Origin of the sequence: Nannocystis pusilla, from assembly GCF_020073745.1 — a bacterium.
GTDB lineage: Bacteria > Myxococcota_A > Polyangia > Nannocystales > Nannocystaceae > Nannocystis > Nannocystis radixulma.
On the sequence record NZ_JAIRAU010000059.1, the window covers coordinates 275,979 to 302,818 of the forward strand.

General features: G+C 72.0%; 23 protein-coding genes. 5 read left to right on the forward strand and 18 right to left on the reverse strand.

Going from position 1 to position 26,840, the window contains the following annotated elements:
- Positions 1-2 precede the first annotated feature (2 nt).
- The gene (locus tag K7C98_RS42600; RefSeq protein ID WP_224197704.1) at positions 3-1,514 is read left to right on the forward strand and encodes an ABC transporter permease; all 1,512 of its coding nucleotides are present in this window, start codon (positions 3-5) and stop codon (positions 1,512-1,514) included.
- A 468-nt stretch (positions 1,515-1,982) separates the two neighbouring features.
- Here the strand turns inward: K7C98_RS42600 and K7C98_RS42605 are convergent, their stop codons facing one another.
- The 7 genes from K7C98_RS42605 to K7C98_RS42635 all read right to left on the reverse strand — a co-directional run bounded on the left by K7C98_RS42605 (position 1,983) and on the right by K7C98_RS42635 (position 11,956).
- Positions 1,983-2,387, reverse strand: coding sequence for a hypothetical protein (locus tag K7C98_RS42605; RefSeq protein WP_224197705.1), 405 nt, complete (start codon positions 2,385-2,387; stop codon positions 1,983-1,985).
- Between the two features lie 74 nt (positions 2,388-2,461).
- Positions 2,462-3,229 carry a hypothetical protein gene (locus K7C98_RS42610; RefSeq protein WP_224197706.1) on the reverse strand — a complete coding sequence of 256 codons (768 nt, stop codon included), beginning with the start codon at positions 3,227-3,229 and terminating at the stop codon, positions 2,462-2,464.
- A gap of 193 nt (positions 3,230-3,422) precedes the next feature.
- Complete coding sequence (locus tag K7C98_RS42615) at positions 3,423-4,235, reverse strand: class I SAM-dependent methyltransferase (protein WP_224197707.1); 813 nt, start codon at positions 4,233-4,235, stop codon at positions 3,423-3,425.
- Between the two features lie 197 nt (positions 4,236-4,432).
- Entirely contained in the window at positions 4,433-5,089 is a 657-nt protein-coding gene (locus tag K7C98_RS42620) for a class I SAM-dependent methyltransferase (RefSeq protein WP_224197708.1), read from the reverse strand.
- Between the two features lie 112 nt (positions 5,090-5,201).
- Positions 5,202-7,934 (reverse strand): HD domain-containing phosphohydrolase, encoded by a 2,733-nt coding sequence (locus tag K7C98_RS42625; RefSeq protein WP_224197709.1) that lies wholly within the window; start codon positions 7,932-7,934, stop codon positions 5,202-5,204.
- Positions 7,931-11,173 carry a PilZ domain-containing protein gene (locus K7C98_RS45385; RefSeq protein ID WP_224197710.1) on the reverse strand — a complete coding sequence of 1,081 codons (3,243 nt, stop codon included), beginning with the start codon at positions 11,171-11,173 and terminating at the stop codon, positions 7,931-7,933. Before K7C98_RS45385 ends, K7C98_RS42625 begins: the two co-directional genes overlap by 4 nt.
- 93 nt (positions 11,174-11,266) lie before the next feature.
- Complete coding sequence (locus tag K7C98_RS42635; RefSeq protein WP_224197711.1) at positions 11,267-11,956, reverse strand: MBL fold metallo-hydrolase; 690 nt, start codon at positions 11,954-11,956, stop codon at positions 11,267-11,269.
- Between the two features lie 125 nt (positions 11,957-12,081).
- Between K7C98_RS42635 and K7C98_RS42640 the strand changes: the two genes are divergently transcribed.
- Positions 12,082-12,597, forward strand: a complete 516-nt coding sequence (locus K7C98_RS42640; RefSeq protein ID WP_224197712.1) for a hypothetical protein — start codon at positions 12,082-12,084, stop codon at positions 12,595-12,597.
- A gap of 128 nt (positions 12,598-12,725) precedes the next feature.
- On the opposite strand, the gene K7C98_RS42645 is transcribed toward K7C98_RS42640, so the two are convergent.
- Positions 12,726-13,718: a prenyltransferase gene (locus K7C98_RS42645; RefSeq protein ID WP_224197713.1), complete on the reverse strand. Its 993-nt coding sequence runs from the start codon at positions 13,716-13,718 to the stop codon at positions 12,726-12,728.
- Between the two features lie 157 nt (positions 13,719-13,875).
- Between K7C98_RS42645 and K7C98_RS42650 the strand changes: the two genes are divergently transcribed.
- The gene (locus K7C98_RS42650) at positions 13,876-14,781 is read left to right on the forward strand and encodes a hypothetical protein (RefSeq protein ID WP_224197714.1); all 906 of its coding nucleotides are present in this window, start codon (positions 13,876-13,878) and stop codon (positions 14,779-14,781) included.
- Between the two features lie 165 nt (positions 14,782-14,946).
- Here the strand turns inward: K7C98_RS42650 and K7C98_RS42655 are convergent, their stop codons facing one another.
- The 5 genes from K7C98_RS42655 to K7C98_RS42675 form a co-directional block, all read right to left on the reverse strand.
- Positions 14,947-15,912 (reverse strand): cation diffusion facilitator family transporter, encoded by a 966-nt coding sequence (locus K7C98_RS42655; protein ID WP_224197715.1) that lies wholly within the window; start codon positions 15,910-15,912, stop codon positions 14,947-14,949.
- A gap of 806 nt (positions 15,913-16,718) precedes the next feature.
- A complete protein-coding gene (locus tag K7C98_RS42660) occupies positions 16,719-17,435 on the reverse strand; it encodes a hypothetical protein (RefSeq protein ID WP_224197716.1) in 717 nt (238 codons plus the stop codon).
- A 94-nt stretch (positions 17,436-17,529) separates the two neighbouring features.
- Positions 17,530-17,997, reverse strand: coding sequence for a hypothetical protein (locus tag K7C98_RS42665; RefSeq protein WP_224197717.1), 468 nt, complete (start codon positions 17,995-17,997; stop codon positions 17,530-17,532).
- 239 nt (positions 17,998-18,236) lie between these two features.
- Positions 18,237-19,667: a Si-specific NAD(P)(+) transhydrogenase gene (gene sthA, locus K7C98_RS42670; RefSeq protein ID WP_263430350.1), complete on the reverse strand. Its 1,431-nt coding sequence runs from the start codon at positions 19,665-19,667 to the stop codon at positions 18,237-18,239.
- Positions 19,668-19,948: 281 nt separating this feature from the next.
- Positions 19,949-20,944 (reverse strand): FHA domain-containing protein, encoded by a 996-nt coding sequence (locus K7C98_RS42675; RefSeq protein ID WP_224197719.1) that lies wholly within the window; start codon positions 20,942-20,944, stop codon positions 19,949-19,951.
- Between the two features lie 92 nt (positions 20,945-21,036).
- On the opposite strand from K7C98_RS42675, the gene K7C98_RS42680 reads away from it, so the two are divergent.
- Positions 21,037-21,444, forward strand: coding sequence for a hypothetical protein (locus K7C98_RS42680; RefSeq protein ID WP_224197720.1), 408 nt, complete (start codon positions 21,037-21,039; stop codon positions 21,442-21,444).
- Between the two features lie 138 nt (positions 21,445-21,582).
- Here the strand turns inward: K7C98_RS42680 and K7C98_RS42685 are convergent, their stop codons facing one another.
- The 3 genes from K7C98_RS42685 to K7C98_RS42695 are packed head-to-tail and all read right to left on the reverse strand — an operon-like array spanning position 21,583 to position 23,252.
- Positions 21,583-22,176, reverse strand: coding sequence for a hypothetical protein (locus K7C98_RS42685; protein ID WP_224197721.1), 594 nt, complete (start codon positions 22,174-22,176; stop codon positions 21,583-21,585).
- Positions 22,173-22,976, reverse strand: a complete 804-nt coding sequence (locus K7C98_RS42690) for a hypothetical protein (protein WP_224197722.1) — start codon at positions 22,974-22,976, stop codon at positions 22,173-22,175. The genes K7C98_RS42685 and K7C98_RS42690 overlap by 4 nt, the downstream gene beginning before the upstream one ends.
- A 39-nt stretch (positions 22,977-23,015) precedes the next feature.
- Complete coding sequence (locus K7C98_RS42695; protein ID WP_224197723.1) at positions 23,016-23,252, reverse strand: hypothetical protein; 237 nt, start codon at positions 23,250-23,252, stop codon at positions 23,016-23,018.
- Between the two features lie 629 nt (positions 23,253-23,881).
- Between K7C98_RS42695 and K7C98_RS42700 the strand changes: the two genes are divergently transcribed.
- Positions 23,882-24,175, forward strand: coding sequence for an HU family DNA-binding protein (locus K7C98_RS42700; protein ID WP_224197724.1), 294 nt, complete (start codon positions 23,882-23,884; stop codon positions 24,173-24,175).
- A gap of 5 nt (positions 24,176-24,180) precedes the next feature.
- Here the strand turns inward: K7C98_RS42700 and K7C98_RS42705 are convergent, their stop codons facing one another.
- Entirely contained in the window at positions 24,181-25,344 is a 1,164-nt protein-coding gene (locus K7C98_RS42705; RefSeq protein WP_224197725.1) for an ARPP-2 domain-containing protein, read from the reverse strand.
- Complete coding sequence (locus K7C98_RS42710) at positions 25,341-26,798, reverse strand: hypothetical protein (protein WP_431312851.1); 1,458 nt, start codon at positions 26,796-26,798, stop codon at positions 25,341-25,343. The genes K7C98_RS42705 and K7C98_RS42710 overlap by 4 nt, the downstream gene beginning before the upstream one ends.
- Positions 26,799-26,840 lie beyond the last annotated feature (42 nt).

Sequence of the window (26,840 nt, forward strand, 5' to 3'; positions counted from 1 at the left end):
CCGTGGCCGCCCGCAGCTCCCGCCGCCGCTGGGCCCTGATCGCGCTGGTGGCCCGCCGCATGCTCCTCCGCGAGGGCCGCCGCAAGTCGGGCCGGGCCGGGCGCGTGGCCCTGACGATCGCGCTGGCGCTGGCGATCTCCGGCGCGGCGGCGACGCTGCTCGGGGTCCGCTCGGTCGCGCCGCCGCTGGTCGCCGGGGTCGCGTCGCTGGTCGCGGTCGGGCTGCTGTGCGCCCGCCGCCTGATGCCCGCGGTCGCCGTGGCGGTGTTCGGCACCGGCCTCGGCTGCGCGGCGCTGATCACGGTGCTCGGGGTGACGTCGGGCTTCGAAGACGAGCTGATCGGCCGCCTCAGCAAGGTCGGCGGCCACGTGACGCTCACCGAGTACGGCCTCGACTTCGACGAGTACCCGGCCGTGGTGGCCCGCTGGGGCCCCGACCCCCGCGTGCTGGCGGCCTCGCCGTTCGCCTTCTCGACCGCGGCGGTGGTGCCGCTGCGCCCGGATGGTCAGGCGGACAGGTCCGATGAGGCAGGTGTGAAGGAGCATGTCGACACGGACATGTCCGGAGAGACACACGTGCGCCCGATCGATCGCAACGCGCCGGTGATCGCGCTGATCAAGGGGGTGGACCCGGCGCTGGCGACCGGCCTGCCGGGGATGGCGACGATGCTGCGCGCGGGCGACCTGACGGCGGTGCGCCCGGGCGACGTCCGCCACGGGCCGGCGATCGCCCTCGGCAGCCGGCTGGCGGCCCGCCTGGGGGTGGAGGTCGGCGACTCGGTGCGCCTGGTGGTGCCGGCCGAGCTCGACGGGACTGCCGCGGCGATGACCCGGCCGCCCCGCCACGGCGAGTACGAGGTGGTCGACCTGCTCGACACCGGCGTCGGCGACTACGACGCGTCGCTGGCGCTGGTCCACCTGTCGGCGGCGCAGGCGCTGTTCTTCGCCGAGCGGCGGGTGAGCGGGGTGGAGTTCGCGCTCGTCGACCCCGACATCGCCGCCGGCTTCGCGGCGGAGGTGGTGGCGGCGATGGGCCAGGGCTTCCGCGCGACGACGTGGGAGCAGCAGGGCGAGGAGGTGCTCGCGGGGCTGCGACAGATCCGCGCCGCGGTGTCGCTGGTGCTCGGGCTGCTCGAGGTGGTGGCGGCGACGGCCCTGCTGGCCAGCCTGCTGCTGCTGGTCCGCCGCAAGCGCGAGGAGATCGCGGCGCTGATGAGCCTCGGGGCCGACTCGCGGGCGATCTTCGCGGTGTTCGAGGCGGTCGGTGTGTTCGCCGGCGGGCTCGGGGCGACCATCGGCGTCGGCCTCGGGCTGCTGTTCGGCTGGATGGTGGCGGTGTTCCGCTACCCGCTCGACACGGAGGTTTATCCGGTCGACCACCTGCCGTTCGCGCTGTCGTGGCTCGACATCGCCGGCCCGGCCGCGGCGGCGCTGGTCATCTGTGCGCTGGCCAGCGGACCTGTGGCGCTGGTGGCCTCGCGGCTGCCGCTGCTCGCCGGGCTCGGGCGCGCCTGAGCTGCTGCTGCTCGCAGGACGATCGGGTCGGGGCGCGTGGCCTGTCTCTTCGGGCAGGCGGTGAGAATGTCTGGACCGCCTTCGAGTTCCGCTACGAGCTCGCCTGCGGCGCCCTGCTCGTCGGCGGGGCCGCAGCGGCCGTGGGCGTCGACCTCGTAGGTGCGCTTGCAACCTCCTGCGCCGAGAAGACCCCCGCGCGGGACGGGCCGGGTCGAGCGCGCCGAGCCGAACACCAGCAGGTCGACGCCGCCGCGGTAGAACAGCTCGTCGCCGGGCAGGAGCCCGTGCGGGCTGTCCCATGGGGCAGGTGAGACCGGCCACGCCTGCTCGCCGGCGACGCGGAGGCGGTCGTCGACGATGTCGTAGGCGATCCGCACGGCGACCGAACCGAACAGCCGCCGCTCGTCGATGCCGCCGCGGAACAGGCGGGCGTGGTACGGCGAGCGATTGTCGAGCTGCACCGCCGTCTCAGCAGTTGACGAGCACCCGCTCGCCGTCGATCCGGACGTCGTCGTTGGCCTCGACCCGGACGTCGCCGAGCTCGGCGGTGATCGTCTGCACGCGGGCGGTGCTGCGGAGGTCGCCGGCGGCCACGAGATCGAGGTCGCCGCCGGACGACAGCGACAGCGCCTCCTCGGAGCGCAGGGTCAGCCGCTTGGCGTCGAGCACCAGCTCGCCGGCGGCGCGCAGCGTGAGGCCGGCGCCCTCGAAGCGGAGCAGCGGGCCGGACTCGCGGACCTCGATCGCCAGCACGAGCTTGCCGTCGCGGCCGATGAGCTCGAGGGTGTCGACGGCGTCGTCGCGGCGGAGCTCGACGCGGTGTTGACCGACGAGCTCGAGGGCAGTGGCGGGCGCGCTGGTGTCCTCGGACATGCGGTGATGCTTCCACAGAAACGACTGCGGGGGCGGCGGCGACGGGCCCAGCCGCACCCGCGCGTGGCCGCTCGTCAGCGCGCACACTCGAAGTGAGTGACCTGCCCGCGCACGACGGTGACGCGGCGGACGATCGGCTCGGCCGGAGCGTCGGGGTTGAAGACGCGCACCTCGTGCTCGCCGGGCGCGAGGGTGAGCACCATCTCGCCGCCGGGCATGCAGCTGCCGCCGCCGATGTCGCAGCGCTGGGTGCAGCGCAGCGCGAGCGAGCCCTGGGTGCGCGAGGTGAGGATCGAGGCGGACAGACCGACGAGGACGAGGACGCCGACGCCGAGCGCGATGAGGGGGGCGTGGGCGCCTCGGCGGCTCGGCGCGTCGACCGGCGCGGCCGCGCGCGCGCGAGCGCCGGGCCGCACGAGCCACGGTCCGAGGATCAGGACGACGAGGCCGAGCGCGACGAGCCACCAGCCGGGCCCCGTCGTGACGGCGACGTCCGCTCGCTCGCCCTGGAAGAAGGCGTGCAGCGCGTCGTAGCTGGCGCGGGCGGTGGTCTCGTCGGCGAGGCCGACCGGCAGCTCGCGGCCGCTGCGATCGAGGAGCACGGTGACGCCGCGGCGACCGGCGCGGCTGTCGTGGCTGTCGAACCGGTGATCGGCGATCGCGTCGAGCGAGATTTGGGTCGTGCGCTCGAACCCGAGGAGGCCGGCGGTGTGGCGGCAGTCGGCGGTCGCGCGGTCGCAGCGGAACTCCTGGCGGTCGAGCCCGGCGAGCAGCATCACGACGCCGACGAAGACGGCCGCGAGGGTGCCGAGGATCCGCTGGCCGCGGGCGGAGAGAGCCATGCCGGGGATGGTACGCGAGCCGCGGCCGCCGGCGAAGCAGGCGCGGCGTCCCCTGTCTCCGCGGACATGCGCCGGCGGTGCGGGCGCGGCGGTCGAGCGAGCCGGCGTGCGGGCTGGCTGGAGGGACATGTCACCTGTCCTCACGGACAGGCTGTTCTTCGGGGCAGGCGAGCGGCCGCTCCCCGGGCACAGGTCAGCGGCGGGCGATGACGCCGGCGAAGAAGAAGTCGAGCGGCACGCCCTCGTCCTCGCGGTAGCCGTCCTCGAGGTGCGAGCCGAACAGCTCGATCATGGCGTCCTTGATCTCGCCCTCGAGCGCGGACAGGGCCGGGTGCGTGATGTAGCCGGTGTCGATCAGCCAGCGGGTGGCGTCGACGCCGGTCTTGAACCACAGGCGGAAATTGTGCTGCCAGCAGGTGTCGATGTGGAGGCCGCCGCGGCCGAGCAGGTCGAGCACGGGGTCGATCTGGCGCGGGGTCGGCGGCTCGGCGACGGTGTCGAGCTCGAGGTGCTCGGCGAACTTGTGGTAGGTCGCCATCGCCTGCGGCGCGCTGGTGGCCAGGCTGGTGAGCAGGCCGACGCGACCGCCGGGGCGGACCAGGCGACCGAGCGTCGGCAGCACGCGCGGCCAGTCGAGGTAGGCGAGGGCGAACCGCATCGACACGATGTCGAAGGAGTGGGCCGGCGCGTCGGCGATGAAGTCCTCGGCCTTCGAGCGCACGGGCAGCAGGTGCAGGCCCTCCTCGGCGGCGCGCTCGACGGCGAGGCGCAGCATGTTCTCCGAGGGATCGACGGCGACGGTCTCGCCGGGGGCGATCAGCCGCATCATCGGCAAGGTGGCGGCGCCGCTGCCACACGCGAGGTCGACCAGGCGCTCGCCGCGGCGGAGGTGCAGGTCGCGCGTGAGCCGGTCGTTGGGCGTCTTGACGTTGGGGCTCCAGAGGTCGTCGTAGTGCTCGGCGACGCGGTCGTACGTCGCCTGGAAGTAATGATCGAAGCTCTGCACGCGGGGCAGCGATACACCGAAGCCGACCCCCGTGCAACGTTCGAGGGCCCGGTGCAGCCGAGGATCCTGAAGCTCTGTGCAGGTGCGCAACGGTTCGCGCACTGGCGGCCGCAGAGCCCGTGGGGGCGAACCGGACGGCGAAGACGAAGCCGAGACAGCCGCGACAAAACCGTGACGGGCGCCCGCTCGCGGCTGGATCAAGCGGCGGCCGAGATGTCCCGCGGCAGCGAGCCGCGGCACACCAGCACCTCGGCCGGCGGGATGTTGGGCACGACGATCTGGCGCCGCTGCTCGGCGAAGTAACGCCCGAGGTAGCGGCCGAGGTGAAACTGCGAGAAGCCGCGCGTGGTGCTGTAGACGATCACGTGCGCGTGCAAGTAGCCGTACTGTACGAACACGCCGCCGGGCGCGAGCACCCGCGCCGCGCTGTCGACGATGGCGTCGCGCAGCTCGGGCGGCAGCAGGCTCATGCCGAGGCACGAGACGATGGCGTCGACCTTGCCGTGCTCACCGGCGTCGGCCAGGTGCTCGGCGAGGTCGGCGGCGCTGCCGTGGATGGCGACGAGCCGCGGATCGGGCAGCCGCCGCGCGGTCGCCTGGAGCAGCGGGCCGTCGATCTCGACGCCGTACAGGCGGGCGTCGGGCCGCATCGCCGCGAGCAGCTTCTCGGTGACGGTGCCGGTGCCGGTGCCGAGCTCGACCACGCTGCGGGCCCGGCCGAGGTCGGCGCCCTGCACGAGGGCGTCGACGAGGAAACGCGAGCTCGGCACGAAAGAGGCGGTCTGGTCCCAGTCGCGCCAGCCGTTGAGGAAGAAGCGCCACGCCGCTCGCATCCGATCGATGGAAGAGGTCACAGGGCGGCGATTGTAACCGGCCGCGGCCGTTTGTCACCGTGCTGCGGAGGCGCCGCCTCGCTGCGCAGCCGCGTACGCATGCGGCCCCCGATCCACAGGCGGCCAAGGCGCGTCAGTTGTGGACCTCGTAGACCTCGCCGCACTCGCTGACGCGCGGCCCCTGGCGATTCTCCACCGGGCTCGTCCTCGGCTTCAGCGGCCGCAAGTTCGGCGGCAGCTCGAGCTCGGGCCAGATCTCCATCATCGCCTCGACGACCGCCGGATCGAACTGGCTGCCGCCAAGTTTGCTCACCTTCTCGGCGGCGACCCGCGGCTCCATGCCGCTGCGGTAGATGCGGTCGGACACCATGGCGTCCCAGCAGTCGGCGACGCTGACGACGCGCACGCTCGGCGGGATGTCGTCGCCGCGCAGGCGGTCGGGGTAGCCGGTGCCGTCCCAGCGCTCGTGGTGGTGCAGGGCGAAGCGCCGCAGCTCGGCCAGCTCGGGCGACTTCTCGAGGATCTTGCCGCCGAGCACGGTGTGCTGGCGGATGACCTCGATCTCCTCGAGGGTGAGCGCGCCGGGCTTGTTGAGCACCTTGTCGGGGATGCCGATCTTGCCGACGTCGTGCAGCAGGGCCCCGAGCTCGATGGTGCGGAGCAGCGGCCGCGCGAGCTTCATGTGCTCGGCGATCCGCACCGCGAAGTAGCTGACGCGCTCGGAGTGGCCGCCGGTGTAGAAGTCCTTGGCGTCGATCGCGGCGACCAGCGTGCGCACGGTGTCGATGAAGAAGCCGTGCACGCGCGTCTCGAGCGAGCTGCTCTTGGTCGCCAGCTCCTCGTTGAGGCGGGTCAGGTACGACTCGTAGTGCTGGGCCCGCAGCAGGTTGCTGACGCGCGCCTTGAGCTCCTCGGGCAAGAACGGCTTGACGAGGTAGTCGCTGGCGCCGCGGCGGAGGCCGCGGATCCGGTCGCGGCCGTCGGCGCGGGCGGTCAGCAGCAGCACCGGCAGGCGCTCGGTCTCCGGGTCCTTGCGCAGCTGCTCGACCAGCTGGAAGCCGGACAGCTTGGGCATCATGACGTCGGAGATGACGAGCGCGGGCTTGACGTCGCGGACCTTCTGCAGGCCCTCCTCGCCGTTGCTGGCGGTGTAGACGTCGTGCTGCGGGGCGAGCAGGCGCTCGATGACGCGGACGATCTCGGGGTGGTCGTCGATGACGAGGATCCGGCTGCGCTCGCCCTGGGCGGCCAGCAGGTGCTCGCCGAGCAGCGGCGCGATGCCGGGGAACGACAGGTCGGGGGTCGGCGCGGCCGGGTCGAGCAGCTCGACGCGCTCGATCGGCGGCAGGCGCTCGATCCGCGTCATGCTCATCGCCGGCGCGCCGAGGATGTCCTCGGGGACAGGTATGGCGAGCATCGACTCGCCGGGGGCCGGCTGCGCCGGGGCCATGCCGACCAGCTCGGTCGGGTCGAGCGGGCGGCTCGGCAGCTCGACGGTCATGGTGGTGCCGCGCCCGGGGCTGCTCTCGACCACGACCTCGCCGTCGTGGCGGTTGACGATCGTCTTGACCAGCGCGAGGCCGATGCCGGTGCCCTCGAAGGCGCGCGTCGAGGTGGCGTCGCCCTGGAAGAACGGGGTGAACAGCTTGGCCTTGATCGACTCGTTCATGCCGATGCCGGTGTCGCGCACCGACAGGCGCACGCGCTCGCCGACGACGGCGACGTCGACGGTGACGCGGCCGCCGGCGGGGGTGAACTTGACGGCGTTGCTGATCAGGTTGCGCGCGACCTTGCCGAGCTCGCGCGGGCTGCCGAGCACAACCACCGGCTCGGGCGGCGGCTCCCACTGCAGGACCAGCTTGCGCTGGCGCGCGGTGCTGCCGAACGCCTTGACGTGCTCGTCGACGACGGCGCGCAGGTCGACCGGGTCGCGCGCGAGCGGCTGGTCGCGCGCGCCGTACTTCGAGTAGTCGAGCAGGTCGTTGATGAGGTCGTAGAGCTGGCGGGTGGCGGTGTGCATGTCCTCGAACACCTGCCGCACCTCGCCGCGGGCGTTGCCCGCCAGCAGGCCCTCGAGCGGGGTGAGGATGCAGGTCAGCGGGGTCCGCAGCTCGTGCGACATGTTGTCGAGGAACTGGCTCTTGGCCCGGTAGGCCTCCTCGATCTCGCGGTTCTTCTCCGAGACCTCCTGGTAGCTGTGGGTGATCCGCTCGTAGACGCTGCGCAGCTCCTCGTTGGTCTGCTGCTGCGCGAACGCGGCGTCGAACAGGCGCCGGCGCAGGCGCCGGTTGAAGTAGGCGCCGACGGTGACGGTGGTGGCGGTCGAGATCAGGAAGATGCTGTTGGCCGCGAACACGGTCCAGTCCCACTCGGCCAGCGGCACCGGGTCGAGCGCGAACAGCAGGGCGACGAAGGTGAAGTAGACCGCCGTCGAGGTGACGAGGACGTGCAGCGGGCCGATCGGGACGAACACGCCGACGGCGATCAGCGTGAGGGTGATGCCGGCGTAGTAGTGGCTCTTGTGGCCGAGGTTGAGCGCGCTCATCAGGCCCATGAACGAGCCGATGAGGTACATCGCCAGGCCGCAGATGCCCTCGACGTAGCGCTGATACGCCGGGCGCTGGCTGAGCTTGAGCAGCGCGATCATCACCAGCGCCAGCGCCAGGCGCATGGCGAAGAACTTGGCGACCAGGCCCGGGTCGTGGACGCTGATGATGTCGAGCACGCCGAAGCCGAGCATCAAGGCGATGCCGAGGTAGGTGACGCGGCGGTAGCCGGCCGCGACGTCCTCCCGCACGCGCGCGGCGAAGCCCTCGTCGCGCGACAAGGTGGTCTCGCTGATGGCGGGGAGGTCGCTCGCGCTCATCGATGGCCCACGGCGATGATGGCCTGCGGCGGGTCGCCGAAGGCGGTGACGGTCTCGACGCGGCGGAAGCCGGCGCGCTCGACCATCATGGTCAGCTCCTCGCGCGAGAAGAAGGCGAACTGGCCCTCCTCGGCGAGGATCGAGAGGAAGGCGGCGCTGCTCAGGAAGGCCCGCACGTCGCGGAGGAAGGTGCCGCGGTCGACGCCCGGCGGCAACGGCATGTTGGGGTCGCTCTGCAGCCGGTGCAGCAGGTTCTGGTAGATCCGGCTCATGTCGAAGTCGGGCTGCATGGTCGACACGACGATCCGCCCGCCCGGGCGGACGACGCGGTGGAGCTCGCGCAGGACCTCGATCGGGTTGCTCAGGTAGCTGAGCACCAGGCTGCAGGCGACGCGGTCGAAGGTGGCGTCGCCGAACGGCAGGCGCTCGACCTGATCGCCTGGCCGAATGGACAGGCGAGCGAGCTGCAGCTCGTCGATCGCCGGCGCCTGGCCGCGCTCGAAGCGGGCCCGCGCGTCGCGCACGAGGTCGGCGGGCCCCAGCCGCCCGCGCAGCCATCGGGTCATGCGGTTGAAGTCGAGGACGACGTCCTGCTCGTCCGCCGGCAAGGCGGCCCCGAGGTACGCGAGGTCCTGCTTGTCGAGCTCCCGCCCGCGCAAGACGTCGTGCAGCCGCCAGTCCTCCGCCGCCTTCCACATGTCGATCGAGTAACCCGTGAGACCCTTGATGATGCCCCGGAGCGCGTCGTAGCCGTAGAGTTCTCCTGCGAGGAAGCGCCGGAGCGTGCGCACCGGGCTGATGTCGACGTTGACGCAGTGGCGCGCGACGTCGGGCAGCGCGAGCCCGCGCTCCTCGGCCAGCGCGCGGAGCTTGCGCTCGGCCTCGTCGAGGGCGCCCGGCACGAAGTCGACGAGGTTCAGGCGCGCGCACGGGGGCCGGCCCCGGGCGCCGCGGCGGCGCAGCAGCCGGGCCGACAGGTTGCCGGTGCCGCACCCGAGGTCGCAGACGACGTGCTCGCCGCGGACGTCGAGCAGCTCGAGCTCGCGGTCGATGAACTCGTTGTACTCGTCGCAGGCGTTGAGGACGTCGTAGGCGAGCTTCGAGCTGCTGTCGCCGAGCAGGTACTCGTGCCAGTAGCGGCGCCGGTCGGGCAGGGGGCTCTTCGGCACCCGCCGCCACTCGGCGTTGCGGGCGCGCACGAGCTCGCGCGGGTCGGGGGTGATGGGCTCGATGTCCTCGCGGAACAGGAAGCGCCAGATCTGGCGCACCGCGGTGTGGAACAGCGACAGCGCCTCGACGCTCGACAGCGGCATGTGGCCGCAGTCGAGCTCGACCAGCTCGCGCGAGCCGGGCGCGGCCACGGCCATGAATTCGCGGATGGTGGCCGGATCGATCCACGCGTCGTAGCGGCCGAGCAGCCAGGTCACGGGGATCGGGATCTCGGCGATCTCGCGCTTGGCGTCGGCCATGAACGCGAGGCCCTCGCGCAGGAGATCGGCGCAGAAGTGGTCGATGTCGCCGGTGACGCCGAGGATGTTGGCGATGCCGCTCAGCTTGCCGCTGGCGTGCTGCGACACGTAGTCGACGCCGCCCGAGGCGTTGCGGATGACCTCCTGGGCCGCGGGGGCGCCGTTGATGCCGAGCCAGTAGTGAATGCGCCGGCCCTTGTCGTTGAAGACGGCGCGCCGGCCGACGACGCCCTGCAGGCTGAACGAGACCAGCACGACCTGCGTCGGCGCGAAGATCGGGTTGTCGTAGACGTAGTCGAGCGTGGCCGAGATGTCGTCGACGGCCTGCGACAGCGACATGCGCATGGCCTCGCGCCCGTGCTCGCGGCAGTCGGGGTCCTTGTAGCTCTCGCCGATGTTGCGCACGCCGTCGAACCGCAGCACCACGACGTCCTGGCGGCGGCGGGCGAAGTTCTCGACCAGCGTGAGCGCGAGGCCGGAGGTCGACTCCTTGCGCTTCGAGTGCGCGGGCGGGATGATGATCACCGGCGCGAGCAGCTTGCGACCGTCGCCCCGCGGGGTGGTGTTGAGGATGGCGACGATGTCCTCGCGCCGCCGGTTGGGGTAGCGCACGACCTCGACCCCGCCCGCGCCGGACCCGCTCGGCGGCGTCGACTTGCGCGGGATCAGGCGGCCGATCAAGAGGCCCATCTTCTCGACGAAGCCGAGCGACTTCTTCTCGGCGGCGCCGCGCGGCCGGACGCCCTTGTTGAAGGCCTCGTCGGCGATGCCGAAGTCGAGGCCGACCCGCAGGTACTCGACGGCGCCGGCCTCGCCCTCGACCGGCGTGACGTGCATGACTTGCCCGGTCTTGCGCGTCTCGCCGTCGCCGTTGGCGCCGGACACCACGACCTCGCGCAGCGGCGTGCCGGGCAGCAGCAGCGCCTCGTCGGGCCGCATCCTGAAGGCGAGGCCGGTGGCCGAGATGTCGAGCACCTCGCGCCGCAGCTTCTTGCCCGGAGGATACGGCAGCGGGATCGAGACGAACATCTCCTGCGGGCCGGGCGAGCGCCGCTGCGAGCGCCGCAGCTCGAAGCGCGTCAGGTTGGCCGGCACCTCGAGGGTGACGCGCGCGCCGCTGCGGTCGAGCACCTGCGAGTGCGCGTGAGCGTTGAATGTGCCGCGCGTCAAGGTGAAGTGGACGTGATCGCCGACGGCCGGCAAGCGCGCCGCGGCGTCGCGCAGCTGCACGAGGATCGCGGCGCCGCCGACCTGGAACAGCTGCAGGTCGACGAGCTCGCCGACGTCGCGCTGAAACAGCAGGCCGGGCACGGGCCCCTCGGCGAGCATGTCGCGCAAGGTGTTGGCGACGGAGGCGACGCCGCTGATGACCTGCACGTTGCGCGGGTCGATGTGGCGCGGCTGATCTTCCATGATCTCGGCGATCTCCGCCAGCAGGCGACCGAGGACATAGCGGTGGATCTGCTCGGCGGCGGCCTCGCTGAGGTCCTGAAACTGAAGTCCGACCCCGAGGCCGTGGGGCGACAGTGCGGCCACTCGGACGACACGTGCGGAGACGTCGACGGCCTGGTCGCTGCCGAGCAGCGCGACCGACAGTTGGAGCTGGCTCGGCAGATGCGCGTGCTGATCGGGCAACGCGACGAAGGCCCCGCCGTCGGAGACGTTCAGCACCCGGCCGCTGCCGACGTTGGCGACGGTGCACACGAGCGTGCACGCCACCCGTGGATACACGCGGCGATCTCCGGGACGGCCATAAGGTTGTACGTTCACGCGCCCATCCTACCGAAGCCCGACGCGGCAGCCCGAGGCCGCGAACTCGGGATCGTACAACGACGCGCCGCGCCGTCCATCGCGCGCCACCGCTCAGCGACCCATCAACCGCCGCCAGTCGTCGCGCGAGCGGATCCGCAAGTAGCGGTTGGTCTTCCGTTGCGTACCCAGGGGGCTCGTCGGGGTCGGACCGTAGTTGTGGCCCGGATAAAGGACGACGTCGTCGGTCAGCGCCGCCAGCGGCCCGGTCAGGCTCTCGTACATCTGCTGCGCGTCGCCGCCCGGGAGGTCGACCCGCCCGCAGCCATCCACGAACAGCGTGTCGCCGGCGACGAGGCGATCGCGGACGAGGAAGCACTGACTGCCGGGGGTGTGGCCGGGTGTGTGGATGAACGTGATCTCGACGTCGCCGATCGCCATGCGATCGCCGCCCTCGCGGCGCACGAGGTCGCCTTCGCTGACGCCGGTGACCTGCTTGAGCCCGTCGGCCTCGAGCTTGTGGACGTGGATCCGGGCGTCGACGCGGCCGATCAGCTCGGCGACTCCGCCGGGGACGCGGAACCCCATCATGCCGCCGCCGCAATGGTCGGGGTGATAGTGAGTCACGAGCGCGCCGACGATCTTCATGTCGTCGGCCTCGGCGAGGCGCACGAGCGCGTCGGTGTCCCACGCGGGATCGACGACGACGCAGGTCCGCGTGGTGCGACTGCCGATGAAGTAGATGAAGTTGGCCATCGGCCCGATCGGCACTTGACGGAAGTACAGGTCGGAGGACTCGCCCATCGCTCCTACGATAGCCCGGGACGCGGGTTTTCGCGAACGCGGTCGCGAATTTCCGCGCCGCGGCGAATTTCGTGCGGCGCGCGGACCCCTGTGGCATACAATCGGCCGCAACGAAGAGGCCCCCCATGCTCCGTACCCTCGCCGTCATCGCCGTGTCCTCCGCCGCCCTGTCCGCCGTCGCCTGCAAGAGCGAGGGCACCAAAAGCCCCGGGGGCTGCGAGTCGGGCTACGTGCTGTCCGAGGGCAACGTCTGCGTGCTGCAGAACATCGTCGACTACAATCAATGCGTCACCAACGCGGCCGCGCGCGAGAGCATCAATGTCGGCTTGACGAAGGAGATCCTCGGTCGCCTGCAGCTCCAGTGGGTCGGGCCCGACGTCGGACCGTCGCCCGACGCGCGCGGGCGGGCGGCCAAGTTCATCGAGCTCAACCCCGGGTCGTGCCGCGAGCTCGAGGTCGTGTGGGGCTGCTATCAGGTCGCCAACAAGGTCCAGGAGGCCGCGACCGAGCCGCCGATCTGTACGCCGTCGACCGGCTCGACCCCGGTCGCCGCTCCGGGCGGCTCGACGCCCCCCGCCGCAAGCGAGCCCGCGCCGGCGCCCGCCGACTCGACGCCCCCGGCCGCGGACGCACCGAACTGATCGGCTCGGCTCGGTTCGGCGCGCGGCGAGCTGAAACAGGCGCGTGAATGTGACGAGGGGCTGAAGCGGTCCGGCCGGACCGATTCAGCCCCTTCGCACGTCTCGCCTCGACTCGAGGCCGCCCTCGGTCACGACAGCGCGAGCTCGATCAGCAGGCCCAGCAAGAACAGCAGGCCGAAGCGGCGGTTGTAGCGGAAGGCGTAGGCGACCAGGTAGGTCGGCCAGATCGACTTCGGGAACTCGGGCGGGCAGGTCTCGGGGCGCGGGCGGGCGAACACGGCGGCGGTGTCGCGCAGCATCGGCAGGGCGGCGAGCACGATCAGGAGCGGCCAGCCGAGCGCGCCCGTCCACACCAGGGCGACCACGGCGAGCAGCTGCGCGACCAGCATGACGGTGACGCAGCGGCGCGCGAGCGACTCGCCGAGCAGCACCGGCAAGGTGAAGATGCCCTTGGCGCGGTCGGCGGTGAGCTTGTCGGTGTGCTTGCCGAACAGCACGGCCGTCGGTCCGAGCGCGTAGGCGGTGCCGATGAGCGCGGCGTCCCAGCTCCACTGGCCGGCGGTGCACAGGTAGGTGCCGCCGACCATCAGCGGGCCCCACACCAGGAGCACGGTCGGTTCGCCGAGGCCGATGTGTTTCAAAGGCCAGGTGTAGAACAGCACGAACACGACGCCGGCGAGCATGAGGCCGAGCGCGGTTGTGCCGGTGGCGGCGATCAGCCACACGCCCGCGGCCAGCGCGATCGCGCCGGTGATCACGGTGTAGCGCAGGACGTCGCGCACGCTCATGAGGCCGTGCTCGAGCGGCTGCGGGCCGTACTGGGCGCGGAAGTAGTTGCCCTTGTCGACGCCCTGAAGATGATCGGTGAGGTCGTTGACGAGGTTGTTGGTGGCGTGGGCGAACACCAGTCCGATCAGACAGGCGAGGAAGTTCAGGCCGGAGAAATGACCGTCGCGCGCGGCCAGGATCCCGCCGATGCCGCCGGACACGATCGTCATGACGAACACGGCGGCCCGGGTGGCGACGAGCCAGCGACTCACGACGTCGAGGCGGTCCCACTCGTCCTTGCTGAGCCGCGGGATGATCTGCAGCGCCCGGATCCACATGCGCAGGTCGAACATGCGCGAAGCTTGCCGAAGCCGCGCGCCGGGTGCGAGGGGCGATGCAGGCGCCGCGGGCGCGACGACCGTGCGCGGGACCACGCACGTGCGAGCCGGCAGCGCAGGCCGCGCGGCCGGGAGGTCGCTCGCCGCGGGGCGAGCCTCTACACTGACGACCATGCCCATGCTTCAACCCTGGCCGCGCACGGCCTGGCTCCCGGCCCTCGCCCTCACGGCGGCGGTCGGCTGCCAGGACAACTACGAGATGGTGACCGCCGCTCTCAACACGGTGTCCGAGTCGGCGTCTGCCACCGGGACCGGGACCGACGCGACCGGCAGCACGACCGAGTCGACGACGGCGGACGTGCCGACGACCACGGCCGTGCCGACGACCAGCGGCGAGGGCAGCATGAGCGACAGCAACTCGGGCGGGACCGACGGGACGACGTCGACGACGGGGGAGACGTCGCAGACGACCGGCTGGGACCCGACGGCGACCACCGGCCCGCCGGCGACCTGCGACGCGCCCGAGGACTGCACGGGCGAGGGCTCGGGCGACCTGTCGACCTTCGTGCTGCCGTTCTTCCGCGGCGAGGTGTGCTACGCCGACAAGCTGCGCCCCGGCGACGGACTGCCGATCAGCTGGAACCCGTGCGTGCACCCGTGCATCGACCCCAAGAAGCTCGGCTGGCGCTACCTGGTCCGCTGCACCGGCGGCGTGGGCTGCGAGATCGCGTTCCTGCAGTACTACCGCGAGGCGACCGGCAGCAACTGCCCGAGCGACGTGTTCGCCAAGTTCAACGAGGCCGGCTGCAAGTACATCGGCCCGCACTACGGCCTCAGCGAGGGGCTGACGAGCTTCGGCTACCCCGACGACAAGCTGCTGGTGCCGTTCATCACCAACGCGGACGCGACGGCCGTCAACGACCTCGAGCCTGCCGCCCAGGTGTGGACCCGCATCGACGGTCACACACAGTCGCCCGACCGCTACGTCCCGCTGTCGGTCAGCGACGCCAACCCGGCCCCGCCGATGCAGTGCGGGCCCGGTGTGGCCGGCTGCACGTGCAAGCAGATCGGCTTCTGAGCCGGGCGGCGCTGGCCGCGTGAGCGGAGCCCGGAAGGGGCGGTCACGGGGGCGCCGACGGGTCGGAGCATGGCGGAAGGGACATGTCCCTTCCGTCCTTGCGCGAAGGACATGTCCCCGAGGACCTCCGGGGAGTGACGGGCCCGCGCGAGCGACCGGCGAGCTTCAGTGCGCGTGGCCGTGGCCGTGGCCGTGGCTGTGCGCGTGGGTGCGGACCCGGGCCAGCTGCTCGTCGAACAGCGGGCACTGGCGCTGGGCGCAGGGGCCGGGGTCGTCGATCTGCAGGGTGGTGTGGACGACGCCGAGGTGCTCGCGCAGGACGTGCTCGGCGCGGGCCAGCAGGTCGCCGGGGGCGACACCTGGCTCCGGGACCAGGTGAGCGGTGAGCACCGGCGAGCCGCCGACGCTCCACAGGTGGAGCTCGTGGATCTCCGACACCCCGGCGAGGCCGCGCAGCTCGGCCTCGACGCGCTCCTGCGGGAGATCGGTCGGGGCGAAGTCGAGGAGGGCGCGGGTGGCGTCGCGCAGGACGCCCCAGGCGCTGAAGAGGACGAGGACGGCGATCCCGAGGCTGAGGATCGAGTCGGCGGCGTGGAGCGCCCACATCGAGGCGAGCACGGCGGCGACGATCGCCCCGAGCGAGCCGAGGGCGTCGGCGAGCATGTGGATCAGGGCGCCGCGGATGTTGATGTTGTCGCCGCCGGTGCGGGCGAGGTACCAGGCCGAGGCGAGGTTGACGACGAGGCCGGCGGTGCCGACGACGAGGACGGGCTCGGGCTCGAAGTGGGTGTCGCCGCTGGTGAGGCGGGCGATCGCGCTGTGGACGATGAGGGCGCAGGCGAACGCGAGGAACAGGGCGTTGGCGAAGGCCCCGAGGGCCTCGGCGCGGGCGAACCCGTAGGTGCGGCCCTGGACGGCCGGACGCAGGGCGAACTCGGAGGCGAGCAGGGCGAGCGCGAGGGCGGCGACGTCGCTGACCATGTGCGCGGCGTCGGACAGCAGCGCCAGCGAGCCGCTGACGAAGGCGATGACCGTCTCGAGGCCGAGGAACGCGAGATTGAGGGCGAGCGCCACGCGTAGGGCGCGGCGGGCGCGTTCTCGCGGAGCCCGCGACGGTGGAGCGGTGCCCATGTTCCTGGGATCACGCCGACTCGCCGGGATGTCAAGCGAACGCGTCTACGAGCGCGCCCGGCGACCAAAAGCCGCGGCCCCGAGGACCGGGCCGCACGCGGCGGGGAGGTCGTCGGGGCCGCATGTGCTGGGCGCGGCGGCGGAGCTTTCTACCTCATGACCTGGGACATGGAAGGCTCACTGGATTCACCGCCGAGGTACCGGTCGCATCGCGCACGGAACCCCGATCGGCGAGGTTGAACCAGCCCGTCGCGATGCGACCGGTACCTCGGCGATCAGTGAATCCTGGAACAGCCTTCCTTGTGATGAATGGCGTGAAGAACGCTCGGGCGGCGCAACGCCGCCCCGGTGCAGAGCACCGAGCTAGACCTGACCTCCTTCGCGCGCGCGCAGCACGAGGGGGACAGTACCAGAAAAAGCGACGGCCGGGGAGCTCGTCGCTCCTCGGCCGTGCGTGCATCGTGACCAGTTGTGGAGGGTCTACCTCAAGACCTGGGACATGGAAGGCTCACTGAACTCGCCGTCCGTACCCCATACGGGCCGCGCACGGAACCACGATTGGCGAGGTTGTACCAGCCCGTCGCGGCCCGTATGGGGTACGGACGATCAGCGACGTTCTGGAATAGCCTTCCTTGTGATGGACGGTGGGGAAGACGCTCGGGCGGCGCAACGCCGCCCCGCTGCAGAGCAGCGAGCTAGACCTGCCCTCCTGTGACTGGACCACGAGGCACGAACAGCTTCCTACCACAGGGCCGCGGAGCCTGAAAAGGCTCTCTTTTCGCGCGGCCCGTGCACATGCAAGCAGGTCAATCGGGGTAGGCGCGGATCCGGACCTCGAGGCGGCGGAACCCGGCGATGCCGCCGAAGCTCGCGCCGATCTGCACGACCTCGACCGTCTCGAGCATGTCGGGGAACTTGACCGAGGGCGGCGGCAACTTCTTGAGCGCGTCGGCGAAGGCCTCGTCGAACGAGAGCTTGTTCGAGTAGCCGATCGCCTCGCGGTAGCGGACGGCGATGTCGCCGAGGATGCCGGCCTTCTCGCTGGCGGTCAGCGGCCGCGACTCGACCGGCGCGGCGCTCTCGAGGGTCGGCGGTTGGGTGTCGAAGCCGGACGGCGGCGGGGGCGGGATCGGGCCGCCCGCATCGCCGTCGTTGTCGGGCAGGGTGACCTCGACGTCGCCGCCGCTGAGGCTGAGGACGATGTCGACGAGGTCGTCGCGCGTGAACTCGACGTTCACGTCGTCGAGGCCCTCCTTGTGGCGCACGCGGATGAAGTCGGGCGGACGGCCGATGCTGAAGATCTCGCCGTAGCGGAACGGCGTGGCCTTCGGCGGCGTCTCGGCGGCGGTGGCCCGCGGGCGGTGCGTGAGCGCGAAGGTCGGGATGCCCTCGCCGGCCTGGTGGCCGATGTCGATCTCGTATTCGGTCGACGGCAGCTCGCCCTCGGCGACGATCAAGAGCTGACTGTGAGAATAAAACGCGTGAAGGTTGGTGCGGGCGGCGTACTCGCGTTGTTCAGTCATGACTCTGGGGTCCCCGACTCCGACAGGATAACAGACCGGCCCGGGGAAAACTCCCTGCGCGATCTCGCTTCGTGAAAGTGGCGTTCAGGGCCGGTCAGGGCGCCTCGGCGGCGCAGTCGGCGGTGGCGCACAGGCGGATGGCGTCGGCGCTGACGCGGAAGGCGGCCGTCGTGCTGCCGTCGAGCTCGCCGCCCGCGAGGCCGTGGCGGACCTCGACCCGCGCGATGCCCTCCTGCGCCGGCCGCAGCGGCCAGGTGTTGCTCGCGGTCTCTCCGGCAGCGACCTCCGCCGTCCAGCTCGCGGGGCCGGCGAGCTCGAAGCCGTCAGGCCGCAGTTCGACGGCGACGGCGCCGACGCTGCCGCTGCCGCCGCCGTGCAGCTCGGCGGAGATCTCGAGCGTCCGACCCTCGCGCAATTCGTATCGCAACGTCAGGTCCACCGTCGCCTCGGCTCGCTGGATCTGCGCGCGCCCGGCCAGCGTCCGCGGCCCCGGCGGCGGGGCTGGGCTGTGAGCGCATCCGAGGACCAGCAGGAGCGGGAGGGCGACGAGACGGGCGGGCACGGCGGGGCGAAGGGTAGCGTGGTTCGCGGGTCGGAATCAGATGTCCGAAGAGACAGCCTCCGCGAGGAGCGCGAATTCGATCGCGGCCCGGGCCGCGACCTGGCGCGAGGGCAGCAGGAAGAGGGGCGCCCGGGCGTGGCGAGGCCGGCGAGGTGCAGCGCCGATCTCGCGGCTCGCAGGTCGTGCTCGGGGCCTCGAGCGCGGCGACGGTGGCGAGGTGTTCGAGCGGCGCCGAGGCCTCAGAACACGCGGTTGTAGCCGTTGAGGGCGGCGACGCGGTAGGCCTCGGCCATGGTCGGATAGTTGAAGGTGGTGTTGATGAAGTAGCGCAGGTTGTTGGCCTCGCCGGCCTGGGCCATGATCGCCTGGCCGATGTGGATGATCTCGGCGGCCTGATCGCCGAAGCAGTGGACGCCGAGGATCTGCAGGGTCTCGCGGTGGAACAGCAGCTTGAGCACGCCGACGCGGATGCCGGTGATCTGGGCGCGGGCGAGGTTGCGGAACAGGGCGTGGCCGACCTCGTAAGGCACGCCCTCCTGGGTCAGCTCGCGCTCGGTGCGGCCGACCGAGCTGATCTCGGGGTCGGTGTAGATGCCGGTCGGGATGTCCTTGACGAGCCGCGCGTCGCACTCGCCGTGGAGCAGGTGCGTCATGGCGAAGCGCCCCTGGTCGTAGGCGGCGGAGGCGAGGCTCGGCGGGCCGACGACGTCGCCGACGGCGTAGATGTGCGGGTGGACGCGGGTGCGGTAGACGTCGTCGACGTCGATCTGGCCGCGGCCGTTGGGCACGATGCCGATGGTGTCGAGGCCCATGTCGTGGGTGTTGCCGGTGCGCCCGTTGGCCCACAGCAAGATGTCGCTGCGCAGCTTCTTGCCCGACTTGAGGTGGACGACGACGCCGTCGGGCAGCGGCTCGATGCGCTCGTAGGTCTCGTTGTGGCGGATCAGCACGCCCTGGTCGCGCAGGTGGTAGGAGAGCGCGTCGATGATCTCGTCGTCGAGGAAGGCGAGCAGCTTGTCGCGGTTGTTGACGAGGTTGACCTTCATCTCGAGGCCGCGGAAGATCGAGGCGTACTCGCAGCCGACGACGCCGGCGCCGTAGATGGTGATCGACTGCGGCGGCCGCTCGAGGCCGTGGTGGCCGAGGCCGAGGATCGTGTCGCTGTCGAAGATCCGCGGGTGGCGGAAGTCGACGTCGGGCGGACGGTAGGGGCGCGAGCCGGTGGCGATGACGATGCCGCCGGCGTGCAGGCGCGGGCGGGCGCCGCCGGGCTCCTCGACCTCGATGGTGTGCGGGTCGGCGAAGCGCGCGTGGCCGGTGAAGACCTCGACGTGGTTGCGGTGGTAGAAGCCGCGGCGCAGCTCGACCTGGCTGTCGATGATCCGCCGCGCGCCGGTGAGGAGCTGCGGGAAGGTGATGACGCGACCGGCGACGAGGTCGGCGAACAGCGGGTTCTGACGCACGCTCTTGAGCGCGCGGACGGCCTCTCGCAGGGCCTTGCTGGGGATCGTGCCGAGGTGGGTGCAGGCGCCGCCGACCGCCCGGTAGCGCTCGACGAGGGCGACCCGCCGCCCGGCCTTGGCCGCGAGCATGGCCGCCCCCTCGCCGCCAGGGCCGGAGCCGAGGACGACGACGTCGAAGTCGAGGCCGCTGTGTCGGTCGGCGGACAAACCAGATGGCGAAGAGGACAGGTGGGCTTCGGCGGACACGCGCGGGCTCCTCGTGGGCCGCAAGCTTACCAGGCCGCGACGCGCGTGCAGGTGACCCCGCGCCGGCTGCCAGCACGCGTTCCACGCGGAGCCGCGGAGAGCGCTCGCCCGCTGCTCGAGCGGAGCGCGAGGTTCGTGACGCGTCGCGCAGGCTGCGAGCGAGCGCCCGAGCCGCGGCGCAGCGGGCGAGCGGGCCGGGGCTCAGGGGGATGAACGAGCGAGGGCGGCGAGGCCGGTGCGCGTCACGACGGCGGGATGTGCTCGGGGACCCAGCGCATGCCCATGCCGGCGGGCAGCTTGAGCTCGACCTCGCGGTCGAGCACGATCGCGCTGATCTTCTGGCCGTCGACGATGGTGCCGTTGAGGCTGGCGGTGTCGACGGCCCAGATGTCGCCGCCGTCGAGCAGCAGGACCAGGTGGACGCGCGACAGGCTGTGGCTGGCGCCGGCCAGCTGGCAGCGCTCGTAGCGGCCGATCAGCATGCCGCGCTCGAGGTCCTCGGACGAGACGCGGTGGGCGATCTGGGTGTTCTCGGCCGAGAGCAGGATGGTCCCGACGACATGTCCTCCGGCACCTGGCTTTGCGCGCAGGTGCTGGGCGGCCGGGAGCAACGTCATGTAGGTGTGACGGCGGCCGCGGCCGGCCGGCGGGCGCCGCTGCTCGCGGTTGGCCCGCTCGGGGATCCGGTGGTCGAGGTAGACGCGCTCGGGGAACGACTGCCAGGTGACGTCGGCGCTGGCGTCCCAGCGGCTCGGCGCCAGCGAACCGGTCGGGAACAGGAACAGCTGGTAGCCGAGCACGTGCACGAACAGCGGGCCCTCGGCCAGCACCGACTTGCACACCTGGCCGTCCTCGGTGCGGAAGGTGTTGGAGGAGTCGAGGTCGATGAGGCGCACGCGGGCCTCGCCGATGCCCTGCTGGCTGACGCGCACGAGCGCGTGGCGCAGCGAGATGTCCTCGTCGTGGAGGGTGAGCGCGCAGCACTCGTGGCGGCCGATCACGCCGAAGGCGCCCTGCTCGCTGAGGATCGGCAGGTGGACGTAGGCGGCGAGCTTGCCGTTCTCGCGGGCCGCGACGCACAGCAGGCCGTCCTTGTCGAAGGCGCTGTAGATCGGATAGAGCTCGCGGAACATCGCCTTGAAGGTCGCGGCGAACGAGGCCTTCGGCTCGACCGGCGCGGCGAGGATGCGGGTCGCCCGGCTCGGCTTGTCGTCGTCTTCTTCGTGGGCCTCGGCCATCCCGGCGATGATAGCCGGCGCGATCGGTCGCTGCGCGGGCGAATTTGCGCTCTCCGCGTGCGTTCGCCGGCCGGGCGCAGTAGGGTGGTGTCGTGTCTCCGGGGCGAGAGGACATCGCGGGCCGCTGGCAGCGCGAGGCCGTCCGCGGCGCCGCGGCCCCGTTCGGGCTCGCCTGCGCGGCCCTGCCGGTGCTCGACCTGTGCGAGCAGCACAGCGTGGTCGAGCAGATCGCCGCCGGGCTCCAGGCTGGCGCCCTCCCGGCGGTGCCGGCCGCGGGCTGGTTGTGGCTCGGGTACTTCGCGGCGGTCGCCGCGGCCGCCGCCTCGCTGCTGACGCGACGAGCCTCACGCGCGCGCTGGCGCCTGCTCGTCGCCTGCGCGGGGCTGCACGGCTGCTACGCGCTCGCCACCGGGCTGCGCGCCGCCGTGCTCGTCAGCCTGGGGCTGTTCGCCTGGAGCTTCGTCGCGCTGCGGGCCGCGGACGCGCTCGAGCGCGGGTGATCGGCCGCCGATTCGGCGGCTGTCCGGAGGGGCATGTCTTTCGGGGAATGTCTGTTCGGGCATGAGCGAGAGAACATGCTCGAATCGTCATGTCGCGGGAATGCGGGCGGCGACCAGCGCTCGCGGCTCGTGGCGCCGCTATTGCGGCGCGGAGGCCATCGGCGAGGGGTCGCGCGGGCCCTGCACGGTGCCTTCGGGGACGGTGAAGCCGAGCGACTCGACGAGGGCGCGGTCGTAGCCGCCCTCGACCCAGAAGCGCACGACGGGGGGCGGCGGGGTGAGGCCGAGCTCGGCGATCTGGCGCGGGTCGACGCCGAGGCCGACGAACTCGCCGCCGGCGCTGACCCACGCGGGGTAGCCCTCGCCGGTGGTCTCGCCGGCGAAGCGGACGGCGGCCAGGTCGCGCAGGCGGCGGCACACGTAGTCGCGGGGGAGGACGGCGAGCCAGAAGGCGCCGCCCTCGCGCAGACGGGCGCGGGCGACGTCACAGGCGTCGGCCTCGAACTCGGGGACGTCGGCGGGCAGGACCAGCGGGACGAATGGAGCGTCGGGGTCGGCGCGCAGGATGTCGAGCGCGACCTTGCTGTACGAACACGTGCCGATGACGAAGACGCGGCCGAGGCCGGGGCGCAGCCAGCGGGCCGGGTCGAGCAGCCAGGTGAGCGCGACGGCGACCAGGAGGCCGGCGACCAGACCCGCGAACAGAGGGCGGTGGCGGCGCAGCGCGGTCACAGGGAGGCCATCCACTCGAGCTGCTCGAGCAGGTCTTGCTGGAGATCGAGGCTCTGGCGCATCTGCGGGTCGGCGAGGTCGAGGCGGCGCAGCGCCGTGAGGTTGTCGGACACGACCTCGATCTCGGCGCGCAGGCTGGTCTGCCACTCCTCGCGGGTGCCGTGCATCGGCAGGCGGATGTCACCGGCCTGGAACGCGCGGTACGTGTCGCTGCCGGTCGGCAGCGGGGTCGGGCGGTCGAGCCAGGCGTTGCGGGCGATGCAGTCGGCGTAGGCGTGGCAGTCGTCGGTGGCGTCGTCGCCGAGGGTCGGGCGGGCATAGACGACATGGCCTTCGCCGGCGCCCCGGCGCTCGACGACGACGCTGAGGTCGGCCTTGCACATGCCCTCCATCTGCGCGAGGTGGCGGGCGCTGCAGTGCTCCTTGGCGAGGGCGAACGGGCTGGCGCCGCCGTGGCGCAGCTTCCACGTCTGCGTCGGGATCCACCTGGGATCGGCCTCGGCCAGGCGGTCGAGGTCCTCGGGGGCCGCGGCGGCGGCGCGGACGGCCTCGAGGTCGACGTCGCCGAGGACCCAGGCGTCGCCGTCGCGGCGGGCGCCCTTGGTGGCGGCGTCGTAATCCATCGCCTGGACGCCGGCGATCTGCAGATAGGAGCCGTAGCCGGGGCCGGGCGTGCGGGCGGCGGCGGAGGCTGTCGGGCTGCCGCGGAGGCCGCCGACTCGCTCGCTCGCCGCGTAGGAGAGCAACGCGCAGACCGCGGCGAGACCGGCGAAGGTGAAGGCGAGCTTCTTCGATGGCATACCGCGAAAGTCAGGTGCTCAAATGGCCAGTGCTCGAGTTCAGGGGGCCACCGTGGGGGTCGGCGCCTTCTTGCCGCACGGCTGACCGCCATTGAGGCACTTGTAGCCGGTGGCGTAACAGCCCCACCAACCCGCGCCGCTGGTGGTCGCGCAGAACGCCGGACCACCCCACGGGTCCCACTTGCAGATGAGGCAATTGCCGAACCACCCGGCCGAGGGCTCGGTGGGCTGCGACAATACACCGGTCCCGAGAGCCAGGCTAAGGGAGAAACCCAAGGCGAATTTGGCGGTGCTGGTCATGGGTGGCCGACGGGAAGAAAGCTGGTACGCAGGGCGTTGGACCCGGAGTGGATTGGCCCGAAGGGTGATGACGTGGCCGGTCGGGATAGACCGGAGCGAGTGTGTCCACGCTGCATTGACCCTAGAGCAACTTCGACGCTAACGCTCGAGCTAGCGCGATGCAATCATGCTCAGATGTATAGTGGCGGTCAAGATTGTTTGTACAAGCATGGATCGATCGTTGGACGCGGCCCGGCGAACGGCCCCGGCGGGCGCCGGGAAACATTTGTGAGCCTCGATACAATCGAGGCAGTCGCCACCGCGTTTGGGCGAAGGAGTCGATGCAGCGAACAATACCGTAGAGCGCCCATCATTTTACAGCCGAGTGCACGCTGGCGGGCGGCGCTTGACGGTTTTGCATGGGGCCAGTACGAAGAGAGAGACGCTGTTCCACAGCGGACGCGACGCCTCGCGGGGCAGCCGCTGCCCTGGTCGGTGCATGTGCAACGAGGAGGCTCCGTCGCTGCTCCCGGGAGAGATCGCGCGCTGGCGGGCAGTGCGTGGCCGCTCGGCCACACCGCCGGGGTGCGCCCTTCACGCGGGTCGGGCCTGCTAGCCTCAGGCCAATGACGCGCAAGGATTTGATCGAGACGATCCGCCGCCAGCTCGACGAGGGCGGCGGTCCGGAGCTGTCCGTGGGGGCGGTGGGCAAGGTGGTCGACGCGGTGTTCGCCGCGGTCGCGGAGGGGCTGCGGCGGGAGGGGCGCTACGTCCATCCGACGTTCGGTTCATTCACCGTCCAGGTGACGCAGGCGCGGCCGGGGCGCAACCCGAAGACCGGCGAGGCGATCGAGATCCCCCGCAGCGAGACGGTCCGCTTCAAGCCGGCGCGCGAGCTCAAGGCGTCGCTCGGCGGCTGACGCGTCTATGGCGGCAGGTCCTTCAGGACATGTCCCTTGAGCAAGTAGCCGAAGCCGGCGTTGCGCAGGCGGACGAGCAGGGCCTCGCGGGTGACGGCGAGCGCCTCGGCGGTGCGCGCGAGGTCCCAGTCGTGCTGCGCCAGCTTGTCGAGCAGGTAGGCCCGCCGGACCTGCGCGGCCGACAGCCGGAAGGTCTTGCAGTACTCGAGCTCGCCGCCGTCGTCGCGCACGATCGCCTCGCCGATGTGGTTGTCCTCGTCGGGGTGCAGCGCCGACATGAAGCGGCGCAGGCGGAACGGGCCGGCCCGGTGCAGGGTCTGCCAGCGCAGCGGCTCGCGTAGGACCCGCGCGGCCATGTCGCCGGTGAAGGCGGCCCAGTCGGCCCCGGCGCGGCGGACCGCGGCGCGCAGGCCGGCGAGGTCGGCGACCTCGACCTCGCGCACGGCGACGCGGTGGGCCGGGACATCGTCGTAGAGGATCGCGTACTGGTAGACGATCTCGCCGAAGAAGTCGCGCACGAGGGCGCGGTGCAGCGCGCGGTAGTCGTCGGGGTGCGGGAAGCAGACCATGGCCGCGAGCGCGTCGGCGACGAACACCAGCGCGCCGACCTGGCGCTCGTGGATCTCGAACATGCGCACGGCGTCCTCGAGGCCCTTCACGTAGGCGCCGAGGACCGCGCGCTCCCGCCGCGGCGACAGCCCGTGGCTCAGCGCCTCGCGGCTGTACTCGCTCCACGCGACGTCGGGGCCGCCGAAGTGCAGCGACAGGAAGCCCTCGAACGACAGGTGCAGCGGCAAGAACCGCAGGGCGCCGGGGCCCTCGGCGCGGACCATGCGGTGCAGCACCCGCACGCCGCCGACGGTGCGCAGGCCCTGCTTCTTGCTGCTCAGGCTGGCGCCCCGCGCGGCCACGGCGGTGCCGTCGTCCGACCAGCGCAGCACGTAGGCGTGCGGGATGTACGAGAAGTAGGCGACGTCGGGGCGGTCGGCCAGGCCGCGCACGCCGACGGCGTCAGGGCCGTCGTCGCCGTACGGACGTGTCTCGAGGCGCAGGTCCTCTCGGACATGTTCTCGCAGCAAGGGGACGAGGCGGACGGCCCCGAACGCCTGAGCGGGGGCGATCTGCAGGCCACGGAGGCCGAGGCCGGCGCTGGTCTCGTCGAACTTCACGCGGTCGCCTCCTCGGGCGCGAGGTCGGCGCGGGCGAGGAACACGGCGACGCGGCGGGCCAGGTAGTCCTCGAGCTCGGCGAGCGAGAGGTCGCCGGCGGCGAAGCGGGCGAAGGCCAGCGCGGTCGGCAGGTCCTCGGCGTCGCGCAGGCCGAGGGTGGGGACGGCGGCGCCGAGGCGGCGCGGGCCGAGCTCGGGGGCGTCGAACACCGGGTTGACGTGGACGATCGTGGTGCGACCCGCCGGATCGAGGCGGGCCTTGAAGACGCGGCACACCTCGCCGGCGCCGCCGGTCGGGTCGTTGTCGAAGCCGTCGGAGACGACGACGACGAGGTCGGGGCGGGTCTCGAGGGCGTCGAGCAGGGGGCCGGCGAGGTCGGTCTGACCGCGCGGGACGAGCTGCAGCGGGTCGTCGGCCGCAGGTGTCCAAAAGGACAGGTACTCGGCGCTCGCGGCCCGCAGCAGGGCGTCGACGGCCAGCGCGATCGCCAGCGAACGCCGCGGCTTGTCCGGCGAGCCGGCGGTCGAGTAGGAGCAGTCGAGGACGGCGGCGACGCGGCCGAGCGCGAGGGGGGCGTCGCGCAGGCAGCGGCGCGCGGCGGCGTCGAGGGCGGTCCGCAGCTCGGCCGCGCGCTGGCGCCGTTCGCCCAGGGGCAGCGACAGGACGTAGATCGCCAGGCGCGTGAGGCCGGCGCGCCCGAGGTCGATGGTCAGCTCGGCGACGCCCTCGCGCGCGGCGGTGGCCTGCAGGCGCAGCCGCTCGAGCGCGGTCAGCCGCGGGGCGATCTTCCGCAGGAACACGGCGCGGTCGATCTTCCTGCGCGCGGCCAGGCCCTCGGCGACGGTGAAGGGCAGCTCGTACAGCGCCTCCTCGCTGTAGTGGGCGCGGCGGAAGGACTCGAGCAGCGGGGCGGCGTAGCGACGCTCGCGCCAGCCCTTGAACAAAAACCCGCCGAGCTCGCCCGGGAGCGGCAGGTGGGTGTGGAGGATCAGGTCGCGCAGCTTGTCGCGGTACTTGATGGCGTCGAATTTCAGATCTGGCCGCGCGGACAGGTAGTCGCGGACGATCGCGCGGAGGCGGCGGTTGTTGACGCCGCGGGCGCGCACGGCCAGGAGCGCCCGGTAGGCCCGCGGGGCCGGCAGCGAACGCAGGGCGGCGGCGATCAGGCGGCCCTCCTCGCGCCGCTCCTCGGGGGCGAGATGGCGCGAGCCGGCGAGCAGCTCGGTGACGATCCGGGCGCGGTTGAAGTGGTTGACCCCGGCGGCGAGGGTGCGGGCGTAGAGCCGGCGGTAGTTGCCGCGGATGTAGTCGTGGAGGAACTCGATCGAGACGGTCTGGGCGTGGCCGTCGCTGTAGAACTCGCGCTGGCCGGTGCAGCAGAAGCAGGCGTTGAGGAACACGACCAGGTCCTCGCACGTGACCCGCGCGGCGGCGGTCTGGGTGGACATGGTCATCGGGACAGGTAAGCCGCCCGGGGAAGGAGTGCTCGACTGCGT

Bases quoted from the DNA above. Each gene is read 5' to 3' on its own strand.
- K7C98_RS42605 (WP_224197705.1), bottom strand. From the start codon at position 2,387: ATGTCCGAGGACACCAGCGCGCCCGCCACTGCCCTCGAGCTCGTCGGT.
- K7C98_RS42610 (WP_224197706.1), bottom strand. From the start codon at position 3,229: ATGGCTCTCTCCGCCCGCGGCCAGCGGATCCTCGGCACCCTCGCGGCC.
- K7C98_RS42625 (WP_224197709.1), bottom strand. From the start codon at position 7,934: ATGAGCGCGAGCGACCTCCCCGCCATCAGCGAGACCACCTTGTCGCGC.
- K7C98_RS42635 (WP_224197711.1), bottom strand. From the start codon at position 11,956: ATGGGCGAGTCCTCCGACCTGTACTTCCGTCAAGTGCCGATCGGGCCG.
- K7C98_RS42640 (WP_224197712.1), top strand. From the start codon at position 12,082: ATGCTCCGTACCCTCGCCGTCATCGCCGTGTCCTCCGCCGCCCTGTCC.
- K7C98_RS42645 (WP_224197713.1), bottom strand. From the start codon at position 13,718: ATGTTCGACCTGCGCATGTGGATCCGGGCGCTGCAGATCATCCCGCGG.
- K7C98_RS42650 (WP_224197714.1), top strand. From the start codon at position 13,876: ATGCCCATGCTTCAACCCTGGCCGCGCACGGCCTGGCTCCCGGCCCTC.
- K7C98_RS42655 (WP_224197715.1), bottom strand. From the start codon at position 15,912: ATGGGCACCGCTCCACCGTCGCGGGCTCCGCGAGAACGCGCCCGCCGC.
- K7C98_RS42660 (WP_224197716.1), bottom strand. From the start codon at position 17,435: ATGACTGAACAACGCGAGTACGCCGCCCGCACCAACCTTCACGCGTTT.
- K7C98_RS42675 (WP_224197719.1), bottom strand. From the start codon at position 20,944: ATGGCCGAGGCCCACGAAGAAGACGACGACAAGCCGAGCCGGGCGACC.
- K7C98_RS42690 (WP_224197722.1), bottom strand. From the start codon at position 22,976: ATGCCATCGAAGAAGCTCGCCTTCACCTTCGCCGGTCTCGCCGCGGTC.
- K7C98_RS42700 (WP_224197724.1), top strand. From the start codon at position 23,882: ATGACGCGCAAGGATTTGATCGAGACGATCCGCCGCCAGCTCGACGAG.
- K7C98_RS42710 (WP_431312851.1), bottom strand. From the start codon at position 26,798: ATGACCATGTCCACCCAGACCGCCGCCGCGCGGGTCACGTGCGAGGAC.